This is a genomic window from Pseudoalteromonas sp. MEBiC 03485 (assembly GCF_004195145.1).
In the GTDB taxonomy this organism is placed as follows: domain Bacteria; phylum Pseudomonadota; class Gammaproteobacteria; order Enterobacterales; family Alteromonadaceae; genus Pseudoalteromonas; species Pseudoalteromonas apostichopi.
Genome location: NZ_SGBT01000002.1, coordinates 547,808 through 572,795, shown reverse-complemented (window position 1 = coordinate 572,795; position 24,988 = coordinate 547,808). Strand labels below are relative to the sequence as shown.

Genomic DNA, 24,988 nt, shown 5'->3' with positions numbered 1-24,988 from the left:
TTAATTGATGCTATTCATCATTTCTAGTTGCTTAACAAATTGCTGAACTTGCTGGTTGCCAGGTACTAAACGAGCGAGATTTCTTGCATAAAACAACGCTTGGCTGTAGTTCTCTTCTGCCACATACCACTGCGCCAAACTGTAGCTAATATCAGGGTTATTCGGTGTTAGATTAAAAGCACGCTCAAGGGCTGATATTGCTGCTGGCATATTACCTAAATCTTGTAGCAGCAGCGCATAAGTATACTGGTAGCTTGCATTATCTTCTGCGAACTGGGCAGCTTTTTTTAAATGTGTAAGTGCTATGTCTTTTTGTTTGGAGCGAATAAGGCTCATGGCGAGGGCATAATGAATATCGGCGCTTTCTTTATTAACCGTTAAGCCTTGTTTTAAGATTTTTTGTGCTGCCTTCTCATCGCCTTGATTGCGGTATAGATCAGCTAAGTTAACATAAGCAGGAGCAAAAATAGGCTCAATACTGATTGCTTGTAAGTAATGTGCTTTGGCTTGCTCTGGTTCTTGTAATGTGAGCGCAAGATTACCTAAATTGGTATGTGAGTAGCCGCGCTCGGCTTGGTATTGTTGGAGGCCTTTGTATTCATCAAGCGCTGCATTTAACCGTTTACTGTCTTGCACATTAAGACCGGCCGGAAACGGTTGAATTAACATGGCCGACAGAGCTCTTGCGGCTTCGGTTCTGATTGGTAAATGCTCATCATCAAGCAATGGGTTTAACAGGCGCCAGCGCTGGTTTATATCAAGCGGCATCGCTGCTTCAATCGCAGCTTGACGCTTTAAGGGCTCGCTGTCTTTTACTGAGCGAGCAATCGCAAGAACGGCATTATTATCGGGACTTGCTGCTAAACGGCTCAGTGCTGATGCACGGATAATCTCAGGAAAATTTTTATCTTGCACTATTTTAGTCAGCATAGTTGACGCATTAGGCAGGCGGTTATCTGCCGCATAAAACGCCTCAGAAAAATGCGCAGTGCCAAGATGTTTTGAATTTGGATGCCAGTCTTTCATTTTTGCGACGGCCCATTGTGGTGTTTTATCTTCATGGCAACTATTACACGCATTAGGGGCATTGGTTTTTAATGTTAAATCTGGGCGAGGTACTCGAAAACTGTGGTCACGTCTGGCGTCTACTTGCATATAGGTGGTCGCGGGCATATGACAATCGACACATTGGCTACCCATACTTGCCATTTTATGGCCGTGATGTTTTGGTGTATCGAACATCTCATGACTATGACATTGCGTACAGGTTTGATTGCCCGGTAGCTTTAATTTACCCGAATGAGGGTTATGACAGTTACTACAGGTTACCCCCGCGTTGAACATTTTACTTTGTAAAAATGAACCCCATACATAGTCTTCATCCCATACTTGACCATCAACATGGTAAAGCTCAGGAGTGAGTAATGAGCCTTGAAAGTGTTGTAAAAAACTATGTGGGTCTTTGCGGTCATCAAGCTGTGAGCGCCGAGCATGACACGTTGCACACACCTGTACCTGATCGCTTTTTACAAGTGGCTGTACGCTTTGCATCCTGCCATCGGCTTGTTGAGAAAAAAGCGGGGTTTGCTTTTTAATATTATGAGTAAAGCCCTTATCAGCAATGCTGCTATCGCCATCAGCCCATTTTAAATGAGCTTGTGTATCGCCATGACACGCTTTACAGCTCACGTTAATACTTGAGTAACTTGAATCAAAGCTATTCGTTTTAAGGTCAAATTGCTTTTTGAAATCAGTTGAGTGGCAATCAGCACACATATGATTCCAGTTTTGGCCTTTTTGCGACCAATGAAATAGGTCATGCTTTTTCTGCTCAGGATGCAGTACAAACCAGCGCTGCCCGCCGTCTGTTTTACTGCGTGAGTCCCACGCAAAGGGAAATAGTTGTATGTGGCCTTTGCCCATATCAAACATGTATTGCTGCAATGGCTCATAGCCAAATGTGTATAAAACAAGGTAGTCAGTCTGCTTGCCATCTAGGTTTGGCATGCTTATAAAAAGTTGTTGGTCTTGTTGATAAAAGCGCGCTTGCTGGCCCTGGTAGTTAAGGGTTTGCTCATTGAAATTACCAAGCACCGAGGTGGGAGTGGCTTTTTCCATAGCATGAAAATGATGGGATGTTTGCCAGTCTTCAACTTGGCTTTGATGACAGTTAATACACTGGGGTTCTGCAAACGCATTAAAGGCGAAAAAGCTGCATAACAGCCAAGCCAATCTTATCACTGAATAAATCCTTTTTATATTTACCACATGCACTTAAGAGTTATATCAGTTTGTTGCTGATAAGCAAAGTCGGCTTATAAAAACGAGGGCGTAAAAAAGCCCGAGAAACTCGGGCTTAGTAAGTTATAAACTTTTCTTCGGTGGCAGCGCGACGTTAGCAAAGATAAGCCCCGCCACTAAAGACATGAAAATCAAAAAGGTTTGCTGGCCAATATGGTCTGCATAAACGAAATCTTGGCCTTCTATCAGTGAGTTTAAACCAATATAGGTTTTACTACCTGGTACCAATACGATCAGACCTTGCATAGCTACAATGGAGGCTGGAGCATTGACAACGCGGTTGAATAAGTTGCTAAAAACGCCCACGGCTAATGCGCCTACAAATGTGCCTAATGTGTAGTCTAGGTACATGGCTGAACCAATACTTGTACCATACGCTATAAAGCCAGATGCAATAGACCAAACAGCATGCTTTAGCTTGGTTCTAAAAATGACGATTAGGCTGCTACATAGCATGAAAATAGCTAGCCAAGCCGTCCATTTAGGTAAAGGCTCGGGTTGCACAAAGTCACTTTGGCCAAAAATAGCAAAACCAATACCGATACCAATAAAAGCACCAAAATACAGCTTAAACAGCAGCATGAATGAGTCCATAACCCGAGCTGTACCAGACACTAAATGCCTAGCTGCTAACTCTGCTAAACCGAGGGCTAATGCTAAGCCGGGTATAAACACAATGATGGCTGAAAGTACCACCAGTCGTATGTTAATTTGGGCATCAATATAGACACTAATAGCACAGGCTATAATCGCCGATACAATGGCAACTAATGGTTCAAGCATATGTGCAACACGCTTAGAACGCGTTGACCAAAGCACAAATAAATACACAACTAAGGTAATGAGTGCTGACCAAAAAACATCATTCCAACTGGTACCCATCAACATTGCAAACGCGCCACCCGAGGTTGCAAACGCAACGCCGGTCATAAATTTATTATATGGGTTCGGCATAGTGTAAATAATATCGAGCTGTTTATCGACTTCTTGTAACGTCAGCTCCCCATTTAGCATTTTGTTTACTAGGTCATCGGTATCTGCCAGCGAGCCTAAATCATGATCGCCTGGATCAACACGCGCAACATGGGTGTACTCTTCTTCATGGCCATCAGTCCAGATCACAAAAGTCACGGATGTTGGCGACATAACAAAAGATGATTTCAAACCGAGGTAAGTCGCAACTTCCATTAAGTGTGCTTCTAGTCGGTATGCAGGTGTACCGTATTTATGAAGCATTTTGCCAAGCTTCACGATAAATTTTCGTTTTTCAGTAAACGTTGCGGTTTTCAAAGGCGTTTTGAACCAAAGGTTAAATTGTTCAGTTAAGGATAGACCAAAATTCAATAAGATATAGTCTAATAGCTAGACTATATCGCTTAAATTGACCAGCGCGATTTTAGCGACAAAAGCCGCTATGTCTAGTGTTATTTACGGCAAAATTACTTATTTTTTGCTTCAATCCACTGCGCCATGTATTGGGTCGAACGCATGGTGTGATGTTTAAGCATTTGGCCGGTAAAATTTTGCTGTCTATGCTGCGCTAATGACTCACTAATGGCGGTAATTTTAGCGATTAACTGCGACTGAAGTTTTGATTTATCATAATATTTTTGCAATAACTGCTGGCCATTTTGCTGTGCCTGAGTAAATAACGCTTCATCTTGATAAAGTGCTACTGCAGCATCTGCAAATTGCTGTGCATCTTCACAGATTGCGCCTGACCATGGCTCATCTTGATGCATGCCTTCACTACCAATAGGGGTTGTTACGCTCGGCGTATGCATGATCATCGCTTCGAGTAACTTACCCTTAATACCAGCCCCAAAACGCAGTGGCGATAAACACACACGGGCATCTTCCATTACTTTATAGGCATCATCTGCCCAGCCCTTAATTAAAAATCCGGTTTTTGGATTGTTAAGCGCTGTTGCCTTTGGTGGCGGGTAAGAGCCATAAATGTGGAGTTCGGTATCGGGTAATTGTTTGCGGATCAGCGGCCAAATCTGTTGTAAGTACAACACTGCATCCCAGTTTGGCGCATGACGAAAATTACCAATAGTCATGAAGTGTTTGCGCTCAGCAAATGTTTTGGTGCTAGTGGGAATATGCTGCAAATCAACCAAAAATGGTAAATGGTGAAGTAGGGCAGAATCGACTTTGAAAACGTCATTGAGTAACTGCATCTCGTAGTGCGAGATAATTAAGCTGATATCTGAGCGCAAAATTGCGGCGATTTCTCGTTTTGCAATATCGCTGTGTAAATCGCTTTGGCTGAATTCCCGGCCTGCTTTATGAGCTTCGTGACGGGCATTTCTTAGACACTGTAAATCTTCTGTATCAAGAATCTTAAGTGCGTTAGGGCAGTATTTATCGACTCGCCAACCGAACTGTTCTTCCATCATAAAGCGGTCAAACATCACAATATCAGGGTTATACGCTTGCACGTACTCATCAAAGCTAGAGCAATTTAATGCAATTACCTGAGTGGTAATGCCATCTTCGCTGAGTTCCACCATATGTTCGGTTTTTTGCGCAGGACTGGCAAATTCAACTTGCCAGTTTTCTGCACGAAAGGCGCGCAGGAGTGACATCATGTGGGTGCCGGCTGCCGACGAATTAGGCTCTGGCCATACATAGCCGATCACTAACACTTTTTTCATTGACTTGAGTCTCGTATTTTTAAGTTAACATCCACCAAGGTGCGAACTGGCGGTGTTGATTTATCTAATAGTTCTTTTAGCACCTGACAGGTGCGTTTACCGATTTCATCGGCATTAATGGCGATGGTTGAAAGAGAGGGCAACATTAAGCGCGAATCTTCTAAGTCATCAAAGCCAATAACTTTAATGTCTTTACCCGGCTCTAGGCCGTGTTGGCGCATAGCTTCAATCGCGCCGTAAGCAATCACATCATTAAAACAGACAATGGCCTTGGTATTCGGTGCTTGTTTTATAAGGGTATTAAAGGCTTCACGGCCACCTTGTCGGTTTGTCGGTGCCTTAATAACGGGTTTTTCGTCAGTGATATTAAATTGCTCAAGCGCAGCTAAAAAACCACTTAAACGTTCATGATAATCAGATATTTCTGCCGTGCCGCCTAAAAAGGCTACCTCTTCAATACCTTGCGATAAAATATGGCTGGTCGAAATATGTGTGCCTTTTTTGTTATCAGGCAAAATACAGGGTGCTGCTGAAAATGGAATTTCACGCATGATATTAATAACCGGAAAACCACTATTTATTAAATCATCTTGCCACTGTTGCTTAGTTCCCGGAGCCGGGCACATAATAAACGCCGATACGTTGTATTCTTTTAGGGTTTTCACCACTTGAGTTTGCCTTTCGACAGACTCCGCAATATTCACCAGCATTGGCAGCATGCCAAGCTCAAAGATGTGTTTTTCGAGTCCAACAGCAAGTTGAGCTGAATAAGGGTTGGTTAAGTCATTTATAACCAGCGCGACTAAGTTTGAGCGCTTGCTACGAAGTGCTGCAGCATCACGGTTATACACGTAGCCAAGCTTATCAATGGCAGCCAGTACTTTTTCTTTACTTTTTTTACTGACCTTATCACTGTTGGTAAGGACCAAAGACACCGTTGATTTTGAAACGTGTGCTTGTTCAGCAACATCCCAAATTGTGACTTTGCCTGTCGATTTTTTCATTTTTATTAGCAAAAAGTGGCGAATAGAGTGCTTTTATTTTAGCGTAATTTAGCTGTTTAAGTCACTGATTGGCTGCCAAAAGGGTCGAAACTCTTTATGAAATGCTGCAAACATGTTCTACTTGTTTACAGAATCGAAAATAAAAACGAAAAAGGAACGAACATGAAAGCATTTAAACTGCTTTTTGCGCTAGTTATTGGCGCAGCTGTTTGCACACCCAGTTTTGCTAATCAAGGTTATCAAACTCCATCGCCTGCGCTAGCTGCAGTGGTTGACGCTAAGCTTGCACCGAGTAGTTATTTATCAAATGATGGCGAGTGGCTGGCATTATTTGATAGAAAACGCATCGATACCTTACAAGATTTAGCCAAAGAAGAGCTAAAACTTGCGGGCATTAAGCTTAATCCTGCTAATTTTTCGCGCTCACGAGTACGAAATAAGTTTACGTCGTTAGTGCTTAAACATGTCGAAACCGGTTCTGAAATTGTTGTATCTGGTTTGCCAAATGGCATTTTACGCTCACCAAGCTGGTCAAGCGACAGTCAATACTTGGCGTTTGTCGTTGAGCAAGCATCGAGTGCTAATTTATGGGTTTATAATGTAAGTACTAAGCAAGCCCGCCAGCTAAGTGATACACCTCTTAATTCAGTGTTAACTCGCACACCTTATACTTGGTTGCCAGATAGCAGCGCCATTGTTGCTAATGCAGCGGTCAATATAGGTAAAGCTCGCTTAAGCAACGACAGCTCGCAGGTTGTGCCGGTTATTCAACAAAGTAGTGGTGAAAAAGCGCCTGCCCGTACATATCAAAACTTACTAACAAGCCCTTATGATGAAGCGCAATTTAAGTTCTTTGCCCAAAGCCAGCTGACTTATATTCCGCTCAGTGGTCAAGGTCAACCGATTGGTCAGCCGGGCTTAATTAAATCGTTTTCTGTCTCACCAGATTCAACCAATATTTTGGTTGGCATGATTGATGAGCCATTTTCGTATCAAGTGCCTTACAGTCGATTTGCAGCTACTTGGCAAATTTGGGGCATGCGTGGCTATACGTTAGCAGAGCTTGCTAAGCAGCCTTTAGCTGATAACATTCCACAAGGCTATGACAGTGTTCGCACTGGTCGCCGTGATTTTCAATGGCGAGCAGATCAAGGGGCTGAGGTAATTTGGGCAGAAGCACAAGACGGCGGCGATATGAAAACCGACGTGCCTTATCACGATCACCTTTATAGCCTAAGAGCACCTTTTAAACGTGATGCTAAGTTATTTGCTAAAGTTGAACGCCGATTTGATTCAATTACTTGGGGTAATGGCAATGTTGCTCTGTTATCTGAATGGCGCTTTAGCGACCGACAAGTTCGCACATTTGTTATTCAACCACGTAATGCAGATAAAAACCGAGTGCTATTTTCTGAGCGTAGCTATAACGATGCCTACAAAGATCCAGGTTACCCAATATATGAAAAGAATGATTTAGGCGCTGACGTATTAAAAGTCGTTGGCGGGCGTTATCTTTTCTTACGCGGTAACGGTGCATCTGAACAAGGCAATATTCCGTTTTTAGACCGTTATGATGTAAAGACCAATACCACAACACGCGTTTGGCAATCAGAAGCGCCATACTATGAACGTATACGTGCCATGCTTGATGACGAAGGCGAGCGTTTAATTACTATTCGCGAATCTAAAACTGAGCAACCTAACTTCTTTATTCGCGACCTAGACGATAAAACCCTGACTCAACTTACGACCTTTGAGCACCCTTACCCAGAATTTAAAGGAGTGACTAAAGAGTTAATTCGATACAAGCGTGATGATGGCGTTGAGCTTAGTGGTACGCTTTATTTGCCGCCGGGTTATGATTCAACTCAAGGCCCGTTACCGGTTCTAATGTGGGCTTATCCGCTAGAATATAAAGATAAAGCTGTTGCGTCACAAATGCGCGAGTCGCCGTATGAATTTACCTATATCGGTTATTGGGGGCCAATGCCTTATCTTGCAAAAGGTATTGCCGTATTTGACGACCCGAAAATGCCAATTGTGGGTGTTGACGGGAAAGAGCCAAATGACTTATTCCGTAAACAATTGGTAGCAAGTGCCAAGGCTGCGGTAGACGTGCTTGTAGAAAAAGGTGTCGCAGATAAAGACAAAATTGCCATTGCTGGTCACTCTTATGGTGCCTTTATGGTGGCGAACTTATTAGCCCATAGCGATTTATTTAAAACCGGTATTGCCCGCAGTGGTGCTTATAACCGCACCCTAACGCCATTTGGTTTCCAAGGTGAAGAGCGTGACTTTTGGCAAGCACAAGATGTGTATGCGGCTATGTCACCATTTTTCCACGCTGAGAAAATCAATGAGCCTATGCTGATGATCCACGGTCAAGAAGATCCCAATTCGGGTACCTTCCCAATGCAAAGTGAGCGTATGTACGCTGCATTAAAAGGCTTAGGTAAAGAAGCCCGCTTAGTGATGTTACCTTATGAGGCGCATGGCTATCGTGCTCGTAAGAGCTTGCTGCATGTGCTTTGGGAGCAAGAGCAGTGGTTAGATAAGTACTTATTAAGTGACGAAAAACCAGCAGAGCCAGTTGCCGCTGAAGGCGTTACTCAGTAATTAGAAAATTACTCTTATAAAAAATCCCCGCCCTTTAAGCGGGGATTTTTGTATTGCCTACTTGCATATTCTTATTCGTAGATAAACGGTAAGCAAATAAGAGGAAATATTGTTCATGTGCGCACATTTAAAGTCATGAAGTGGACTAATAATCAGGCCAGTTACCAGCAAGCATTATTTTTGATAGTGTAACTAGTCTACGTACTTACATTGATGAACAAGCAGGTGAACAGCACTTGAAGGGAAGATACAAATCGCTAAGTTTTTATATACCCAGCTAATTTTAGCCAACTAAAACAGGCCTTTGATGAGGTCGTTACAAAACAAGGATGCTCATGAATAAGTTTATAATTCTAATATTGTTTTTAATATCGTCTTGCTCATTACATGCAAAACAAACTAAAAGTTTAGAATTTTCTAAAGTGCTAGATAAAGAGGTCCCTTTAATTCTTGAAAAAAGCAAAGCGCGTGGTGTTGCTATATCGATTGTTCAAGGGAAAGAGGTGGTTGGTTCATATTATTATGGCTATGCTGACGCTGAAAATAGAACTCCAATCACACACAAAACTTTATTCAATGTTGGCTCTATTTCTAAAGTGATTACAGTTTGGGGCGCAATGAAACTAGTTGAACAAGGTAAAGTTGAACTTGATAAACCAATTAATGATTACTTAAAAAGCTGGAAAATACCGAGTTCTCAGTTTGATGCTAACAAGGTAACTTTACGTAATATTCTCTCTCATACATCAGGGCTTTCATTAAGTGGGTACAATGGATGGAGCGCTGAAGATCCATTACCTACTCTTGTAGAGTCATTAGAAGGCAATAACACAGGGGGGGGAGCCGTTAAAATTATTCATGAGCCTGACACTAAATGGTCTTATTCAGGTGGTGGTTACACGATAGTTCAGCTGTTAATTGAAGATCTGACTAATCAATCTTTCAGTAATTTTATGACTGAAAACGTTCTTTTACCCCTCGGAATGACGAATTCTTCGTTTGATATCAACCGTGTTTCTTCAGCAATGCTGGCTAGTCCTTACGATGAGAATGGCAACAAAACAGCGATGGTGTATTTTACAGAAACTGCTGCCGCTGGCTTTATAACAACTGCAGATGATTTAGCTAAGTTTAATCAGGCAGTGCTAAAGAATGAGCAAGGTAATTACATTGGTTCAAATATTTTATCAAATCAGCTTATAGCAAATATGATTCAAGCTCAGCCTCATACAGGAGGGCGATGGAGTATGAGCTATGTCATAGACTCTGAGAATAATAGTTTAGGTTTTGCAGGGTTTAATAGAGGCTGGACATCATTAACTCGCTCTGTGACAGATAAAAATATTGGTTATGTAATTTTAAACAATAGCAGCGTTGGTGGAGTGAATAATGAAATTGATCAACTTCTGCTGTCTGTAATTAAAGGTAGTTAAACTGAAGCGCACATAGCAACCATCTTAGCTCTGCGTAATCGGTTTTAACTGCTCGCTTAACCAATCAATAAAAACGCGAGTGCGCCTTGGTAAGTGACGTCTATTTGAGTAGACGATATTCATAGGCATGGGCGGTATGTTTTTATAACCCTGTTAGCAATCGCGTGTTTGTTTGCTTATTTAAGTGAATGTGATTTAATCGCTTTCTCTTTTTTAGCTATAAACATGTGATTGCATTTATGCTCGATTTAGCAGTACTCGCGGTTTTTATTCCGACCTTTTTCTTTGTTTCAATTACACCTGGTATGTGTATGACGCTCGCCATGACGTTAGGGATGAGTGTGGGTATTCGGCGTACGCTTTGGATGATGGTCGGTGAGGTGTTAGGCGTTGCCACGGTGGCCATTGCAGCGGTGATTGGGGTTGCCAGTATTATGCTTAATTACCCTGAGTTATTTGCCTTTTTAAAATACCTAGGTGGCGCGTACTTAATATACTTAGGTGTTAATATGTGGCGCGCTAAAACCAGCTTCAAACCTAAGGATGATGCACAGCAACAAATTGGCCGTGGGCAATTGTTTTCGCAAGGTTATATTACTGCTATTGCAAACCCAAAAGGGTGGGCATTTATGATTTCTTTACTGCCTCCATTTATCAATGTTGATTTAGCAGTTGCCCCACAGCTTGCTGTGTTAGTGGGCATTATTATGTTGAGCGAATTTATCTGTATGTTGATTTACGCTACAGGCGGAAAGAGCTTAAGGCTGTTTTTAGATAAAGGCGACAATGTGAAGTGGTTAAACCGTATTGCTGGTGCGCTAATGATGTGCGTGGGCGTTTGGTTAGCGCTTGGATAATACCCATCCGCATACTGCAAATTGGTATTATCCATGTTGAGTCTTAATCAACTAATTCGACTTGCTTTGACACATGGTTAAAGCACAGTTTCAGAGTATCAATGGCGGTTTTTGTTTTTGCCGCTAAGCTGTCTCTGGCTGGTGTTACCGCATAAACAGTGTAATTAGGCATTGCCCATTCCGGCGCTATTTCAACCAGTTCTTTCGATTTTAGTAAATGCCTTACTTCTGGCTCTGGTAACACGCCATAGCCAACACCATCACACACCAGTTTAATTAAGCTTTGCATATTATTTACAGTGATCTTCGCTTTCGGTAATGGCTTGCTTGCCAGCGTTAACGGGTTAAACGCATTACTGTCGGCGTTGCTATGTGCAATACGCGCAAACTTGCTAAGATCTTCCCAACTGGCTTCATCTAATTTGCTAATCGCATGGTCTTTATGGGCACATAGCTTTAACGGCCAAGTTGCTAACTTACGAGCAACAAGGTTAGAGTCAGTTAACGGGCCAATGGCAATCGCTAAGTCAGCGCCGCATTTGATCATATCGATAGGCTCATCTGTTAGAATTAACTGAATACGTAAATCATCAAATTCATTGATTAAGCGCTCCAATGGTTCACTTAATAGCCCACCCCCAAACCCCACGGGAGCCACTAATTTTAACTCACCACTCGGTTTATTTTGTAAATTCTGTAATTGCGTACTGGCTTGATCAGCAAGTGCCAGCATTTTTAAACAGCTTTGATAATACAGCTGACCAGCCTCAGTTAGAGTGAGCTCACGCGGGCTGCGATTAAATAGACTTAGTCCGATTTCTTGTTCTAATTGCTTAATGTGTTGACTGACAGCCGATGTCGTCATCGATAATTCAGCAGCTGCGCTACTCATGTTGCCTGTTTCAACAGTACGAGAAAATACACGTAATGTTTTTATCAGCTTGGAATTCATAGTTCAGGCCTTCTTAATTCAGTTTTAAGAAATCGTAAATTGTGAAAATCGGGACTTCTCATTAGTATGCAAATGCTAATTATTATCATTTATAAATAAAAAGTCACGGAGTATTATTATGACGAGGGTTGTTTCTTCTGTTTTACCACTCACCGCTGCTGTGTTAGCAGGTATTTCCCATTTTGCATACGCTGATGACAAAAAACAAGACATGGAAGTAATAGTCGTATCGGCTTCCGGTTACGAGCAAATGCTTAAAGAGGCACCAGCAAGCATTAGCGTTATTAATCGTAAGCAGCTTGAAAAGCGTTTTTACCGGGACTTAACTGATGCGATGACCGATGTACCCGGTGTGGTGGTCACAGGCGGAGGCGACAGAAAAGATATCAGCCTTCGCGGTATGGCTAGTCAATATACTTTGATTTTAATAGATGGCCAGCGTCAATCCTCTCGTGAAACTCGGCCAAATAGTGATGGACCGGGTGTTGAAGGCGCATGGACTCCACCTATTTCAGCGATTGAGCGTATCGAGGTTATCCGTGGTCCTATGTCATCACTATATGGCTCAGATGCAATTGGTGGTGTTATCAATATTATTACCCGTAAAACACCAGAAACATGGTACGGTGAACTACGCTTAGACAGCACTATTCAAGAATCAAGTGACTCGGGTGATATCAATCAAGGCAGTTTCTTTACTGCAGGTGGTCTAATTCCTGAGTTATTAGGTATGCAGCTATCGGGTCAGTTTTCAAAGCGTGACGAAGACGATTTTGAAGCAGGCTTTCGTGGTAAAGAGCAGAGCAATATTAAAGCTAAGTTCATTTTAACGCCCTCTGATAACCATGAAATTATGCTCGAAGTAGGTTCTGCAAAACAAAAACTCGACGAAACATTAGGTAAAACAGTTGCGCCTTTAGCTCAAGGTGAAAGTTGTGGCCGTAATGGTTGCCCAGAGTCATCAACCACAGAGTACGACCAAGAAAGCTACTCACTAAGTCATAATGGTTTTTATGATTTTGGCTCATCACGCAGTTACTTAAAGTACGATAAATTCGATAATACCTCTCGCGAAATGTATGTCGAAAATACCGATGCGCAAACAAGCTGGACTTTACCATTTAGCAATCATAATGCTGCATTTGGTGCGTCATATTTAAAAGAAGAGCTGGACGATTACACCAGTAACCGGATTAGTGACTTAACGCATGTTGAGAACGAGCAGTGGTCAGTATTTGCAGAAGATGAGTGGGCTGCAACGAAGCAGTTTAAACTCACTAGCGGTCTTCGTTATGATCATGATGGCAATTTTTCAGGTCATTTCAGCCCACGTTTATATGGTGTGTATACAGCAGCTAAGTCGTTGACGGTTAAAGGGGGTATCTCAACAGGCTTTAGAGCGCCGAATATTCGTCAATCTACCGCTGCGTGGGGGCAAGTGAGCCGAGGTGGCAATATTTATGGTAACCCAGATTTAAGCCCTGAAAAATCTGTAAACTACGAAATGGGTATCTACTATGATGCTAGCCGTGATTTATCGCTTTCAAGCACGGTTTTTTACAACGAGTTTGAAGATAAAATTACCCGTATTTCGTGCCCACTCACTCAGTGTGCTGATGGACCAAACCAGTTTGGTTCAATGCCAACGACCTATGTCAATGTGGATGAAGCCGTTACGCAAGGCTTTGAGTTATCAGTATCTTATGACATTACCAGTGAGCTTGATGTAAGTGCCAATTACACCTACACCGATTCTGAGCAAAAAACCGGTGCATACAAAGGCAGCCCACTTAACCAATTACCTAAGCATATTTTACAAACTTCAGTTAATTGGCGTCCGGTTGATAAACTAGGCACGTGGCTGCGTGTTCATTACCGCGGTGAAGAAAGCCAACCGACAACAGGCCCGTCACAAAGTAGCTTAATTGCGCCAGATTACACCTTGGCTGATATTGGTGGTAACTATGATTTAAGCCGCAGCATTAAGTTAGGTTTTGGTGTTTATAATCTATTTGATAAAGATATTACCGAAGGTGAATACGGCTATGTTGAAGATGGCCGCCGTTATTGGGTATCTCTAGGTTTTAATTTTTAACCGCATACCATAGTAAAAGCAAAGCCAACGTATTGCGTTGGCTTTGTAAATGGAATAGGGTTTAGTTTCGTAAAAAGCAATAAATTCAGATGTGATATCTTAGGGTTATATTTTAATTAACGTATAGCACTATAGTTATAGTTCGCTTTTTAGATAGTTCTACTACATTGGGTTAGTCATCAACTGACAGACAACAATGATAATGACTATAAAGGCGATATATGCAAAAAGTAACACAATCATGTAAACGAAAATCAGCGTCGTTTACTTCGCTCGCAGTGTTCTGTGCTGCTATTTTCTCACAACCAAGCTTTGCTGGTAGTTGGCAACAAAATGTCAGCATTGGCGGTTTTAATAATGTTCATATTTACACTCCTGATACGCAATCAAGCATAGGCAGTGGCCATTCTTTGATGCTGGTGCTACATGGCTGTGTACAGCCTATCAATAACTACTTAACGGCTAACCTTGAAGATGCAGCTGAAGCTCATGGCATGGTGATAGCAGTCCCTGATGCAATGAATAAAGCAGGTTATAGCTGCTGGTCATATTGGCAAGGGACAATCAATCGCAGCTCTGGCGATTATAAGAATTTGATTAATTTAGCCAATGCATTAAGTGGTGATTCAGCCCGTAATATTGACCCTAAACAAGTGTATATTGCAGGTTTATCATCTGGGGCGGCAATGGCTGCACAAACAGCTTGTGTAGCGCCTGATGTATTTGCAGGGGTTGCTCCAAGCGCTGGGCCAACCATCGGCACAAGTTCAAGTGGGGCGATTTCAACCTGTGAAACGGTTTCTGAAAACACCTTTGTATCTCGCTGTGAAAGCTATGCTGGCAGTTATAAAGATCACTTTGCCACACAAATAGCGGTGATTGGCCACGGTACTGCCGATACCACAGTAAATACCTGTTATAACCAGCAAAACGCAGATGGTTTTGCTGCCCTTTATGGGGTTAATCAACTTTCAGGTACGACGACAATAGGTGATGATGCAACACGCACTGCCGAGCAATCACTTTGGCAAGATAATCGGGTTGCTATGCTGTGGTTTAATAATTTGGATCACTCGTGGTCGGGTGGGCAAGGCGCGTCTGGCGATTATGTTGCTGCAAACAGTATTAATTTTGCTACTTATCTAGGTGAGTACTTTGCGGCTAATAATAAACGAGTTGATCGTAATGCAGGCCCTGAAATTAGTAATTTAAATGCCTCAGACAGTAATAACCAGCTCACCATTACAGGAAGCGCAATCGACCAAGAAGGCAGTGTAACCAATGTTGATATTAACGTGTATAGCCTAGCTGGTGGTGTGCCAAGCTTAATTGAGTCACTCAACGTGCAAGTCGATGCGAATAATGCCTTTAACGGAGTGACAAGTACACTCACTGATGGTCTTTATGAAGTGCGTGTCAGTGCCACAGATAATGAAGCGAAACAAGGTGATGAAGTTAATCTTACGGTACGCGTTGGGCCAGAGCCTGCGGCTACAGCACCGGTACTTAGTGATATTGCTGCTAGTGTAAACGGGCAGTGCGCTACAGTAACGGGCACGGTGATTGATGATAATCAAAACTTAAGTACCGTAGTGGTCAGTTTTAGTAATGGTGATGTGATTGCTACAGTGAATGGGCTTGAGTATTTTGCTGAGCAATGCAATCTAGCAGGTGGCAATAATACTGCAGTGATCACCGCAAGCGATGATACTGCGTTGACATCAACAGATAGCATTAATTTTGTCATCGATGCTGGCGTGACAGGCGATTACAATCTTCATATCAACGAAGGCCATATTAGCTGGGGCGAGGGTTATTCTGCCTGTTATTTAGCGTTTGGTACCGCTGCTTTTACTATGCGTGAATATTCAGCGGGTACAAATCAATGTCAGTGGATAGCTGATGATGATTCTAGTTGTGCAGGGCCGTTACAGGCATGTAAAACCACCACAGAACCTAATAATGACGCAGACAACGACGGTGTGCTCGACGGTATAGATAATTGCCCAAATGTAGCGAATGCTGATCAAGCCGATAACGATAATGACGGTATCGGAAATGTGTGTGACAGTACACCTGATGGTGAAACAAGTGACTCCGACAGCGATGGTGTCAGTGATAGCCTAGATAACTGCCCGCTGGTGGCCAATAGTGAACAGTTAGATAGTGATGCAGATGGTGTGGGTGATGCGTGTGACTCAACACCGAATGGTGATTACCAATGCACTGAAACTACCTCAAGCAACTATGCGCATGTGCAAGCAAACCGCGCAACCACGAATGGCTCTTACGCCTTTGCGGTGGGCTCGGGCGATAACCTAGGTCTTTATAACACCTTTTATACCAGTACTTTAGCGCAAACTAGTGCGGGGTATTACGAGTTAGGTAATTGCCCTAATTAATAGATGTGTGTCGCCCATACGGGCGACACTTCTTCTAATCAGCGTTTAGAACTTATAAGTCAGAGTTAGGCTACCGTTTGTTGGCGCGCCATAATAACCTACGGTTTGTAAGCTATTGATGTACTGCTCATCAGTAATATTATTAACGTTAGCTTGTACTGCAACTTGGTCATTAATATTCCAACGCGCGAAGGCGTTTAGCAGAGCGTAACTACCTTGCTTAACATTGTAATCAGTGCTTTCAATTTTAGATTGCCAACGACCATTTAAGCCAACAACTACTGCGTCTGTTAATGCATAATCTACTGTTACACCGACAACATCGCGAGGCGCCCATTTGTTGGTGTCATCACCATTTTCATCAGTTACATCAATATGCGTGTAAGATGCGACGATATTCATAGCGTCGGTGATTTTACCTGTGACTTCAAATTCATAGCCTTTTGACTCAATAGACACGCCTTCATAGTAGTAGATACCATCTTCAGTCAGGCCTGCGTATTGTGCAAAGTTATCTTGTTCAGCAGTAAAGTAGGCAAACGTTGTCATCAGGGCATCATCAAGCCAAGAAGCCTTAACCCCCGTTTCAAAGTTAGTGCCTTTAGTTGGTGCTAAGTATTGGCCATTGAAATCAGTTTGCTCTTGTGGCTGATAAATATCTGAGTAACTTGCATATAGGTTTAAATCGTCGTTTAACTTATAGGTAAAACCGACATATGGGCTAGTCTCGCTCTCGTCATTATCAATCGATGCACCTGCATTCATGCCTGAGCGCTCAAATTCAATAGTGTTAAAACCAACTACGGTGAATAGTTTATCAGTAATATTTAACTGAGCAGAGCCGAAGTAACGGGTTAGCTTTTGTTCAATATCTGAATACAGAACTGGCGTTAACCAATCAGGCTCTGGGATCGCATCTAAATCGTATGGGAACGCAGGCGTTGGGCCATAAGCTGGTGTATTTGCAAAATCAAACGGGTGTTGATACATCACATCATCACTTTTTGCATGGCTTATCCCAAAACTTGCTTGATGCTCTTTACCAAACATTTCAAAGGCACCAAATGCTTTAATTTCAAATAAATCAGCATCTACTTCGCTGTCGTAACGACCAGGAGAACCGACTAAGCCAAGGTTAGTATCTTTATCAATAGTGCCATAGGCATAAAAAAGTTTGTCTTGCTCTTCAAAACCACGGAAGTTGTAGCTTGCTTGAAGCTGCCATGCGTTTGCAAAAACATAGTTGTATTCAACAAATGCAGAGGTGTTAATGGTGTCCCACATTGTCCACTCTTGGGTGGTTGTGTCGCTGACATCCCATTTAGCTTGCGAACCATCTGTGTAGTTATAAACTAGACCGCCCCAGGTGTTGCCATCGGTATCTGCGTCTTGATATGAGTAACCTAAAGTAACAGTTGAGTTATCTGTAAGCTGACCATCTACCACCGCAGAGAAAAATTCGCGGTTGTTCTCAAGGCCATCAAGGTATGACTTTTTATCTTCTGCGGCAGCTACAAAGCGAGCAGCCCAACTACCAGACTCTGTCAGCAATAATGAGTAATCAGCCTGTAAACGTTTAAAACCCCATGAGCCAATAGAGACACCGAATTCGCCGCCGTTTTCGTTTTTAGGGCGCTTACGCACATAGTTTAAAGTACCCGATGCATTACCTACACCGGTAAGTAAGCCATTGGCACCACGAATAACTTCAATTTTTTCATAGCCGTATGCTTCCATTGCGCCGGTAACGATACCCCAGTCATTCGGTAAGCCAACCCCATCGATTTGTGTATTTTTAATTTCGAAACCACGTGATGTATAGTTAGTACGGTTGGTTTCCCATTCTTCAACATTGATACCTGGCGCTAAGCGTAAAGCATCATTGATATTAAATGCGGAATAATTTTTTAATTGCTCAGCAGAGATCACACTGATTGATTGCGGAGTTTCATCAATTTCAAGTGCTAAACCTGTAGCGCCTTCACTAATACGGTTTTGTCGAATACCCACAATTTCGATTTTTTCGAGGTTAGCCTCTACGTCAGCCGTTTGTTCTGCAAAACTGATTTGAGGGTATAGTGCACAAAGAATAGCGGTTGCAATAGGCAACTGAGTGAATTTCATTTTATCTCCGCGTGTTATTTAGCAAATTTTTATAGGGTTATTGTTTTTAATAAGGAAACAATCGCGGGTAAGTTATCATAAATGATAATGGTTATCATCATTGTTTGAGGTGAAGGTGATATATTAATACAAATAAATGTAACAAATTATGTCAAAGAGTTTTGTGTATATGAAAAGGCAAGTTTACTAATTGGGTATGAAAAAAGCGCCCTGAGGCGCCTTGATAAATTTATTTATTATTCGACATTGAGCTGCCAACCGAGGCGGTAATCACTAATAAAATAGCTAGCCATTGCCACATGCTTAAAAACTCACCTAGGATCATAAAGCCAGCCAATGCAGCAATGGCTGGCTCTAAACTCATCATGATGCTGAAACCTTGCGCTGGCATATTGCGAAGCGCAACCATTTCTAGTGTGTATGGTAGTGCACTAGACATGATGGCTACTAAAAGACCCAGTGGTAACACTTCCCAACTCAATAGTGCAGCCCCTTGTGAAACGCCGCCATAAGGCACAAGTACAATCGCGGCAACGCTCATACCCATGGCAACGGTCATCCCGCCTGAGCCTTGGTTTCCGGTCTTTTTGCCAAACAATATATAAAACGCCCAACACGCTCCTGCCGCAAGGGCTAAAATAACACCTATAGGGTCGAGGCTGTCTTCGCCCTTCATATCGGGTAGCAATAAAATAATGCCAGCAATGGCGCAGGCTACCCAAAATAGGTCGCGTTTTTTACGTGACGAAAGTAGAGCAACCGCAAGGGGACCTGTAAACTCTAGCGCAACACCTATCCCTAAAGGAATACGTTCAATGGCATAATAGAACAGAATGTTCATGCCACCTAAACTTAAGCCATAAACGATAATCGGCATGCGCTGCCCGATAGGCGGAAATGCTCGCCAAGGCTTAAAAACAAGGCACAAAATAGCTGCTGAAAAACCTAAGCGCAGTGCGGTTGTGCCTTCAGGGCCAATTAAAGGAAATAATTGCTTTGCAACAGAGGCTCCAGATTGAATGGTAACCATTGCAAGAAGCACGCAAATAACAGCAATAAAAAACGGTGGAATGGTGCGCAGCATCACTGTCCTTATGAAAGTTAATAGCTCAAGTTTGCGGCGATTCTACTGATGTTTTATTGGAGAAGAAATGTTTTTCGTTAAACGGACACAGATTTTCGATAAAGCGAAATATGGGTATCAAATTGCTTTGATATCTAGAGAAGCTAGCCTTGCTTATTTTAAGGTGAAAATGATGGTTTGTTTAGGCTGATTTTTGCTGATGACGTTTAGTCATAAACTCATTACAGCGTTTATAGAAGGCTTAAGATAACGAGCAAGGGTCGGTAAGCGTCTATATCAACGATGCCTTGGATGAAAAACGTATACCTCACAAGAGCCTGTCAGTGGTCGTCACCCACAAGGCTATATGGCCGTTGTTAATCCACGAACAATCGGTGCATCTGTTACTTTCCGATTTTAAGCTAATCGCTAATCGCTGGTATACTCAGCGACTAGCTTAATTTAAAGCGATTAATTTGCCCGTTTAAGTTATTTGCCAAGTTAGCCAATTTACTTGATGAATCTGAAATACTTTGCGTTTGTTGCTGTGACTTACGGCTTGTGTCTTGAACTTCGTTTAAGCGCCGGGCGATTTCTTCTGTCACTTGAGATTGCTGCTCAGATGCAGAAGCTATGGTCATATTGGCATCAGAAATAGCTTTTGCTTGAACGCTAATTTCATCGAGCATATGGCCAACTTTTTCTGAATTTACCACAGCCTCTTTTATTTGCGCATCACTTGAGCGGATCCTTTGTGTCACGGCATTGGTCGCCGATTGTAATGAGTCAATTTTCTCTTGGATCTCAAGGGTTGAGCTTTGTGTACGACTAGCCAAGGTCCTTACTTCATCTGCGACAACCGCAAATCCTCGGCCTTGTTCACCAGCTCGTGCTGCTTCGATTGCTGCATTGAGTGCCAGTAAATTAGTTTGTTCAGCAATGTTACTTATAACACTTAAAATAACAGTTACTTCATTTACTGAGGCTTCCAGTTGATTAAGGTCCGTTAGTGATTTGGTTAAGGTGTCGGCCACTGATTCAACAGAACTAACACCTTGTTGCACTACCTGTAGACCATCTTGAGTTTTTTGATTTGCAGATGTCGCACTGCTTGCCGCTTCTGCACAGTTTTGTGATACTTCCTTAACGGCCGTTGAGTTTTCGTATACTGAGCTTGAAATAACCTCAATTGCTTGGCTTTGAATATCATTCAACGTTTTAGCTTGCTGCGAAATTTCATCTAAGCTTCTCGCTGCCACTTGAGCTTGCTCTGATTGATCGTGTATTTCTCTAAGTAGTTGTGAGAGCTTATCGACCATAATGTTAAAGCTACTAGCAAGCTGACCTATTTCGTCATCGGCTTTGTGGTCTATATAACAAGATAAATCCCCCTCAGAGATACGCTTCGCTTCATCGATCAAGGCATGGGTGGCTTTAATCACTTTTTTTTCTAATTGCCAATAACACAATATTAAGGTGGCAATAATAGTGAGCACTAAAGCTGTACTTATTAAACTTAGGGTGACGACACTGTCATGATTGCTTTTTACATCCGCTGCACTTTTTTTCTTGATTGAGCTTAAAAAGGCTTGAACAGGCTGCTGAATTTTCTCAACTTCGGCCATGTATGCATCGTTGGTTAAAAGCTCGATAGCATGCACCCATTTTTTGTGCTCGGCTGGACTCAAATTATTAGTATCTTGACCAATCAAATTACTGACTAAACTAAATGCATTTTCTTCTGTTTCAATCAGTTTAAGTGATAAATCGTTTGATTTTTGTAAAAGGGCTAAGTCGTCAGCGGCAACATTATAAGCTTTTAAGCGCTGTTCATAACTTTTCTTTTCACCATTAAGCCAAGTTGTTTTTCCTTGAATTTGATCAACAAGCTTATAGTATTCGTCTTTATAGCGCTTATCTAAAGTCACAACATGTTGACGGGCAAGTTCAGTAAGGTGAATCGAATTTGAAGATGAAAGCTGTGCAAGATGGCTTAGTTCATAGCGCTGCTGGGCAGAGTATAAACTTTTATCTTGGCCTGCTTGCAACAATAAAATTATGACGAGTAGTCCTGCAGCAAGGGTAATAGTTGCTGCGAAAACGGCTCTTAATAAAAATCTTATAGACAAGGCTAAGTCTCACAAATTAAATAATGCATAATTTAAACATAGTGCAATAACCTACAACCGCAAAAATATTGTTACAAATGAACATTCATTAAGAAGGTTAATTCAAGGAAAGTTGAAAACTTTTAGTTACTAATGAAATGGTATGAGTTTTGCTTCGTCTAGTCTTTTTGCCAAGGAAGACAAAATGTTGACGATCAATTCGCCACGACTACGCACGCCAAGTTCACTGCAAAACACGCAATCTATTACCTCAACCTATGAGAAATTAGCTTCGGGGAAACGTATAAACTCTGCAAAAGACGACGCTGCTGGCCTACAGATAAGTCATCGATTAACAACACAATTAGCAGTGAAGCAACAAACACTTCGAAATTTACAAGATGGTATTAGCTATGGACAAGTTGCTGATGCTGGTTTATCAGAACTCACAGATACGCTTCAACGCATGCGAACTTTAGCTCTTCAAGCAGCAAATGGCTCAAATACAGATATAGATAGGGAAGCGTTAAATGAAGAGTTTTCACAATTACGAGATCATATAAATAGCGTTGTAGTAAATACAGAAATTTTTGGTAAAAAACCATTAATGTCTAAGCCTGAACTAGAGACGAATTTAGATAATGTTCCGGTATTAGATGAAGTGTTTTCTAATAATGTTCAGCAAGGGATGAGCTCAGGAGATATTTCTTTAGGCCTAATACCTGCGGGTTCAACGAACGTCAGGATTCAAATAAATGATAATGGTGCGAATGATGATTTAAATCTATTTACCCAAACTGGCGAGCATTTAGTTGGGCAAGATTTATCGTCTGTGCAATCTAGAATTGAGGCAAATTTATTTACTCCAGCAAATGGTTACCAAGGCACAGAAACATATAGCAATGGCAATTTATTTACGGGGGGAGGTTTTAATTTCCCAGCTGTAAATAGTCAAACTATTAATGGAATGAACTTTACCTACTCGGGGAATGGTAACCCAAGCTCAGGTAGTTCAAATGAAGAAATATTCATTGATAATGTAACCGAGCCGCTGCTTCTTACAGTGATTGGCTCGGGTATGTTTCGAATTACTGCCAGTTGGGACTCTCTAGGGAGTTTAAATTCATCATCTGCTGAATCAAGTGATGGTCCGATGATGGTAACATCAACAGACCAAGCAATTGGCGAAGATGGTTATATTATATTTGAAGATATTGATGCCAGTGCTGGTTCTTTAACAATTGAGGGCATTACTATAGGCCGCGAAGACTTGGCTCAAAATGCAATTGCTAGAATTGACACTGCATTGTCGCGTATCGGTGGGTTCAGAGCTGAAGTCGGGGCAAAAATGAATGCAATTGAGTCGACTATACGCAATGAATCTAATCAGTCGTCGATGCTAAGTTCAGCAAACCAGCGAATTGAAGATACCGATTTTGCCAAAGTAATGGCAGAAAAAGTATCACTAGATATTGTTCAACAAGCGGGTGTTAGTGTTGCTATGCAAGCGAGGAATATTACTAAGGATGGAATTTTGAGTTTGCTAGGGCAACTAGAATAGCTGCCCTAGGTCATTATTAGCTTTTGTCTGCAGGATAGACAACACCAAGCTGACTTCGCGCTTCATCAAGCACTGCCATGACTTGTTTTGACAGTGCATGGGTATTAACTGACGACTCAATTTGTCCGGCATTCGCTGCTTGAATGAAATGGCTTACTTCATGACGCATAAAGTGTTCATCAAATGGCTCAGAGAGCTCTTCGACAGTACCATCGTTCCCGATAAACTGCATGCGTTTTAATAGTGATACTGCTTCGATACGAATACGGCCTTTTTCACCTTGAATTTCAGTAAAATTATCGCCTTGCGAGATTTTAGAGTAGCTGATCAGCGCCTGCTTATCGGCATAATTTAATAATACGTCGCCAGCCCCATCAACACCGGTTTCAAGTAATACGCCACTGGCTTTTACTGTTTGTGGGGCACCCCAAATTGCAAGTAAGATATATAGCGGATAAATGCCTAAATCTACTAATGCGCCGTTAGCAAACTCTGGCAAGAAAGTATTTGGGCGCTCACCATTTTTATACTTATCGTAACGTGATGAGTACTGACTATATTGACCAATATATTTTCGTGGTGTGCCAATTTTTGTGATGGCATTTTTTAAACGTGCAAAGTTTGGTAAATGGGTGGTCATCATCGCTTCCATGTATAAGCGTTGATGCGTTTTTGCTGCTTGAATAATTGCCTCAAGTTCTGTGCTATTAGCAGCAGAAGGCTTTTCACCTAAAACGTGTTTACCGGCTTTTAAACACATTACAGCGTAGTCTTTGTGGAAGCTATTTGGTGCAGCAATGTAGACGGCATCGACTAATGGGTCTTGGCACACTTGCTCAATGTTGGTAAATACTTTTGCGTTTGCAATGTCGTGCTTTGCAAGGAAAGACTCACCTGTTTGCTGCTCTCGAGAGCAAACGCCATATAAGGAGAATTGTTCAATTTGTTTGGCTGCACTCAGTAGCGTGTCGCTTATAAAATTGGTACCTACAATCACAAATTTCATATTTACTCCTGGTTGTTTTGTGCAAGCCATGCTTGCCAATCCTGTTCAAATTTTTCCATTTGTTTATGTTTCTTGCTTAACAAATGTTTGTCTTCATCTTCTTGTGCCATATAAGGGCCAACGCGGCATAAAGCACAGTGTTTATCACCTAAATAAGCGGGTAAAGTCAGCTTAGAGGTAATGTCATGGTCAGTTTTTTCGCTAAATACATAGGTAATGCCGCTGGTGTCTTTAACGTGTTTATCGCGATCAACATTGCGAATTTTATAGCCCGGAAACACGCTAATATCGAATGGCATTTGGCCAAGATACTGGCAATTAAGTCCTTGATTTAACGTGCCTTCAATATTCCATTCGCGATACGGTTTTACATCTTTAGAGGTGATGTAACACAGCATTGGGCCATTTTTATCTAATGCGAATTGGCTTGCGTAGTCTAAGTAGTGATGCAACAAAGCGCGGTTTAAAACATTCATACCACCTTGTTGGGTATTTGCTTTGAATGCTGCTTCACCTTTAAACGCAGGTATAAGTGGAAATTGAAAAATAACCAGATCGAAACGTGCCTCGCCTAAGCGCAGCCATGAATCGGGCTGTGTAACATCAAACTCAGTGAGTGTTGCTACATTTAGTTGTTGCAAAGCGCTTAGTGCATTGTCGGCATATTTTTGCTCTATAGTGTTTGCATCATCATAGGTCGAAGCAACAAGCTTAGCGGGGTTTATATGACGAGCAATGGAATGCGAAAATGACAAATCACCATCCCCTACCGTCAAAATGCGCCAACTAGGGTCTAAAAACATGTT

General features: G+C 41.9%; 16 protein-coding genes. 6 read left to right on the top strand and 10 right to left on the bottom strand.

The genetic code is table 11. The features are described from left to right. The 4 genes from EVU92_RS19325 to EVU92_RS19310 all read right to left on the bottom strand — a co-directional run bounded on the left by EVU92_RS19325 (nucleotide 1) and on the right by EVU92_RS19310 (nucleotide 5,965). Nucleotides 1-2,241 carry a tetratricopeptide repeat protein gene (locus EVU92_RS19325; RefSeq protein WP_239977938.1) on the bottom strand — a complete coding sequence of 747 codons (2,241 nt, stop codon included), beginning with the start codon at nucleotides 2,239-2,241 and terminating at the stop codon, nucleotides 1-3. A 123-nt stretch (nucleotides 2,242-2,364) separates the two neighbouring features. After that, nucleotides 2,365-3,591 (bottom strand): threonine/serine exporter family protein, encoded by a 1,227-nt coding sequence (locus EVU92_RS19320; RefSeq protein WP_082401625.1) that lies wholly within the window; start codon nucleotides 3,589-3,591, stop codon nucleotides 2,365-2,367. Nucleotides 3,592-3,740: 149 nt separating this feature from the next. Further along, the gene (locus tag EVU92_RS19315) at nucleotides 3,741-4,961 is read right to left on the bottom strand and encodes a glycosyltransferase (RefSeq protein WP_130052782.1); all 1,221 of its coding nucleotides are present in this window, start codon (nucleotides 4,959-4,961) and stop codon (nucleotides 3,741-3,743) included. Continuing rightward, on the bottom strand, nucleotides 4,958-5,965 hold the full coding sequence (locus EVU92_RS19310; protein ID WP_130052781.1) for a LacI family DNA-binding transcriptional regulator: 1,008 nt from the start codon (nucleotides 5,963-5,965) through the stop codon (nucleotides 4,958-4,960). The genes EVU92_RS19315 and EVU92_RS19310 overlap by 4 nt, the downstream gene beginning before the upstream one ends. Before the next feature lie 162 nt (nucleotides 5,966-6,127). Here EVU92_RS19310 and EVU92_RS19305 point away from each other — a divergent pair, with 162 nt between their 5' ends. From EVU92_RS19305 to EVU92_RS19290, 3 genes are all read left to right on the top strand, one after another. Beyond that, nucleotides 6,128-8,581: a prolyl oligopeptidase family serine peptidase gene (locus tag EVU92_RS19305; RefSeq protein WP_130052780.1), complete on the top strand. Its 2,454-nt coding sequence runs from the start codon at nucleotides 6,128-6,130 to the stop codon at nucleotides 8,579-8,581. A gap of 335 nt (nucleotides 8,582-8,916) precedes the next feature. Next, complete coding sequence (locus tag EVU92_RS19300; protein WP_240701338.1) at nucleotides 8,917-10,014, top strand: beta-lactamase family protein; 1,098 nt, start codon at nucleotides 8,917-8,919, stop codon at nucleotides 10,012-10,014. A 239-nt stretch (nucleotides 10,015-10,253) separates the two neighbouring features. Then, complete coding sequence (locus tag EVU92_RS19290; RefSeq protein WP_130052778.1) at nucleotides 10,254-10,871, top strand: LysE family translocator; 618 nt, start codon at nucleotides 10,254-10,256, stop codon at nucleotides 10,869-10,871. A gap of 43 nt (nucleotides 10,872-10,914) precedes the next feature. Here EVU92_RS19290 and EVU92_RS19285 read toward each other — a convergent pair whose 3' ends face one another. Continuing rightward, entirely contained in the window at nucleotides 10,915-11,823 is a 909-nt protein-coding gene (locus tag EVU92_RS19285; RefSeq protein WP_130052777.1) for a LysR family transcriptional regulator, read from the bottom strand. Nucleotides 11,824-11,941: 118 nt separating this feature from the next. On the opposite strand from EVU92_RS19285, the gene EVU92_RS19280 reads away from it, so the two are divergent. Both EVU92_RS19280 and EVU92_RS19275 read left to right on the top strand, forming a co-directional pair. After that, complete coding sequence (locus EVU92_RS19280) at nucleotides 11,942-13,918, top strand: ligand-gated channel protein (RefSeq protein WP_130052776.1); 1,977 nt, start codon at nucleotides 11,942-11,944, stop codon at nucleotides 13,916-13,918. 221 nt (nucleotides 13,919-14,139) lie between these two features. After that, nucleotides 14,140-16,320, top strand: a complete 2,181-nt coding sequence (locus EVU92_RS19275; RefSeq protein WP_130052775.1) for a PHB depolymerase family esterase — start codon at nucleotides 14,140-14,142, stop codon at nucleotides 16,318-16,320. Between the two features lie 45 nt (nucleotides 16,321-16,365). Here EVU92_RS19275 and EVU92_RS19270 read toward each other — a convergent pair whose 3' ends face one another. The 3 genes from EVU92_RS19270 to EVU92_RS19260 form a co-directional block, all read right to left on the bottom strand. Beyond that, nucleotides 16,366-18,444: a TonB-dependent siderophore receptor gene (locus tag EVU92_RS19270; protein ID WP_130052774.1), complete on the bottom strand. Its 2,079-nt coding sequence runs from the start codon at nucleotides 18,442-18,444 to the stop codon at nucleotides 16,366-16,368. A gap of 229 nt (nucleotides 18,445-18,673) precedes the next feature. After that, nucleotides 18,674-19,528 (bottom strand): DMT family transporter, encoded by an 855-nt coding sequence (locus EVU92_RS19265; RefSeq protein ID WP_130052773.1) that lies wholly within the window; start codon nucleotides 19,526-19,528, stop codon nucleotides 18,674-18,676. A 431-nt stretch (nucleotides 19,529-19,959) separates the two neighbouring features. Next, entirely contained in the window at nucleotides 19,960-21,636 is a 1,677-nt protein-coding gene (locus EVU92_RS19260; RefSeq protein ID WP_130052772.1) for a methyl-accepting chemotaxis protein, read from the bottom strand. A gap of 184 nt (nucleotides 21,637-21,820) precedes the next feature. Between EVU92_RS19260 and EVU92_RS19255 the strand changes: the two genes are divergently transcribed. Next, nucleotides 21,821-23,176 carry a flagellin gene (locus EVU92_RS19255; protein ID WP_168990042.1) on the top strand — a complete coding sequence of 452 codons (1,356 nt, stop codon included), beginning with the start codon at nucleotides 21,821-21,823 and terminating at the stop codon, nucleotides 23,174-23,176. A gap of 16 nt (nucleotides 23,177-23,192) precedes the next feature. On the opposite strand, the gene EVU92_RS19250 is transcribed toward EVU92_RS19255, so the two are convergent. After that, nucleotides 23,193-24,182, bottom strand: coding sequence for a Gfo/Idh/MocA family oxidoreductase (locus EVU92_RS19250; RefSeq protein WP_130052770.1), 990 nt, complete (start codon nucleotides 24,180-24,182; stop codon nucleotides 23,193-23,195). 2 nt (nucleotides 24,183-24,184) lie between these two features. Further along, nucleotides 24,185-24,985 carry a class I SAM-dependent methyltransferase gene (locus EVU92_RS19245; protein WP_130052769.1) on the bottom strand — a complete coding sequence of 267 codons (801 nt, stop codon included), beginning with the start codon at nucleotides 24,983-24,985 and terminating at the stop codon, nucleotides 24,185-24,187. Nucleotides 24,986-24,988: the final 3 nt, after the last annotated feature.

What these genes read in the sequence shown, in the direction of transcription:
- EVU92_RS19315 (WP_130052782.1), bottom strand. Translation starts at nt 4,961, where the DNA reads ATGAAAAAAGTGTTAGTGATCGGCTATGTATGGCCAGAGCCTAATTCG.
- EVU92_RS19310 (WP_130052781.1), bottom strand. Translation starts at nt 5,965, where the DNA reads ATGAAAAAATCGACAGGCAAAGTCACAATTTGGGATGTTGCTGAACAA.
- EVU92_RS19305 (WP_130052780.1), top strand. Translation starts at nt 6,128, where the DNA reads ATGAAAGCATTTAAACTGCTTTTTGCGCTAGTTATTGGCGCAGCTGTT.
- EVU92_RS19300 (WP_240701338.1), top strand. Translation starts at nt 8,917, where the DNA reads ATGAATAAGTTTATAATTCTAATATTGTTTTTAATATCGTCTTGCTCA.
- EVU92_RS19290 (WP_130052778.1), top strand. Translation starts at nt 10,254, where the DNA reads ATGCTCGATTTAGCAGTACTCGCGGTTTTTATTCCGACCTTTTTCTTT.
- EVU92_RS19285 (WP_130052777.1), bottom strand. Translation starts at nt 11,823, where the DNA reads ATGAATTCCAAGCTGATAAAAACATTACGTGTATTTTCTCGTACTGTT.
- EVU92_RS19280 (WP_130052776.1), top strand. Translation starts at nt 11,942, where the DNA reads ATGACGAGGGTTGTTTCTTCTGTTTTACCACTCACCGCTGCTGTGTTA.
- EVU92_RS19275 (WP_130052775.1), top strand. Translation starts at nt 14,140, where the DNA reads ATGCAAAAAGTAACACAATCATGTAAACGAAAATCAGCGTCGTTTACT.
- EVU92_RS19270 (WP_130052774.1), bottom strand. Translation starts at nt 18,444, where the DNA reads ATGAAATTCACTCAGTTGCCTATTGCAACCGCTATTCTTTGTGCACTA.
- EVU92_RS19265 (WP_130052773.1), bottom strand. Translation starts at nt 19,528, where the DNA reads ATGCTGCGCACCATTCCACCGTTTTTTATTGCTGTTATTTGCGTGCTT.
- EVU92_RS19255 (WP_168990042.1), top strand. Translation starts at nt 21,821, where the DNA reads ATGTTGACGATCAATTCGCCACGACTACGCACGCCAAGTTCACTGCAA.
- EVU92_RS19250 (WP_130052770.1), bottom strand. Translation starts at nt 24,182, where the DNA reads ATGAAATTTGTGATTGTAGGTACCAATTTTATAAGCGACACGCTACTG.
- EVU92_RS19245 (WP_130052769.1), bottom strand. Translation starts at nt 24,985, where the DNA reads ATGTTTTTAGACCCTAGTTGGCGCATTTTGACGGTAGGGGATGGTGAT.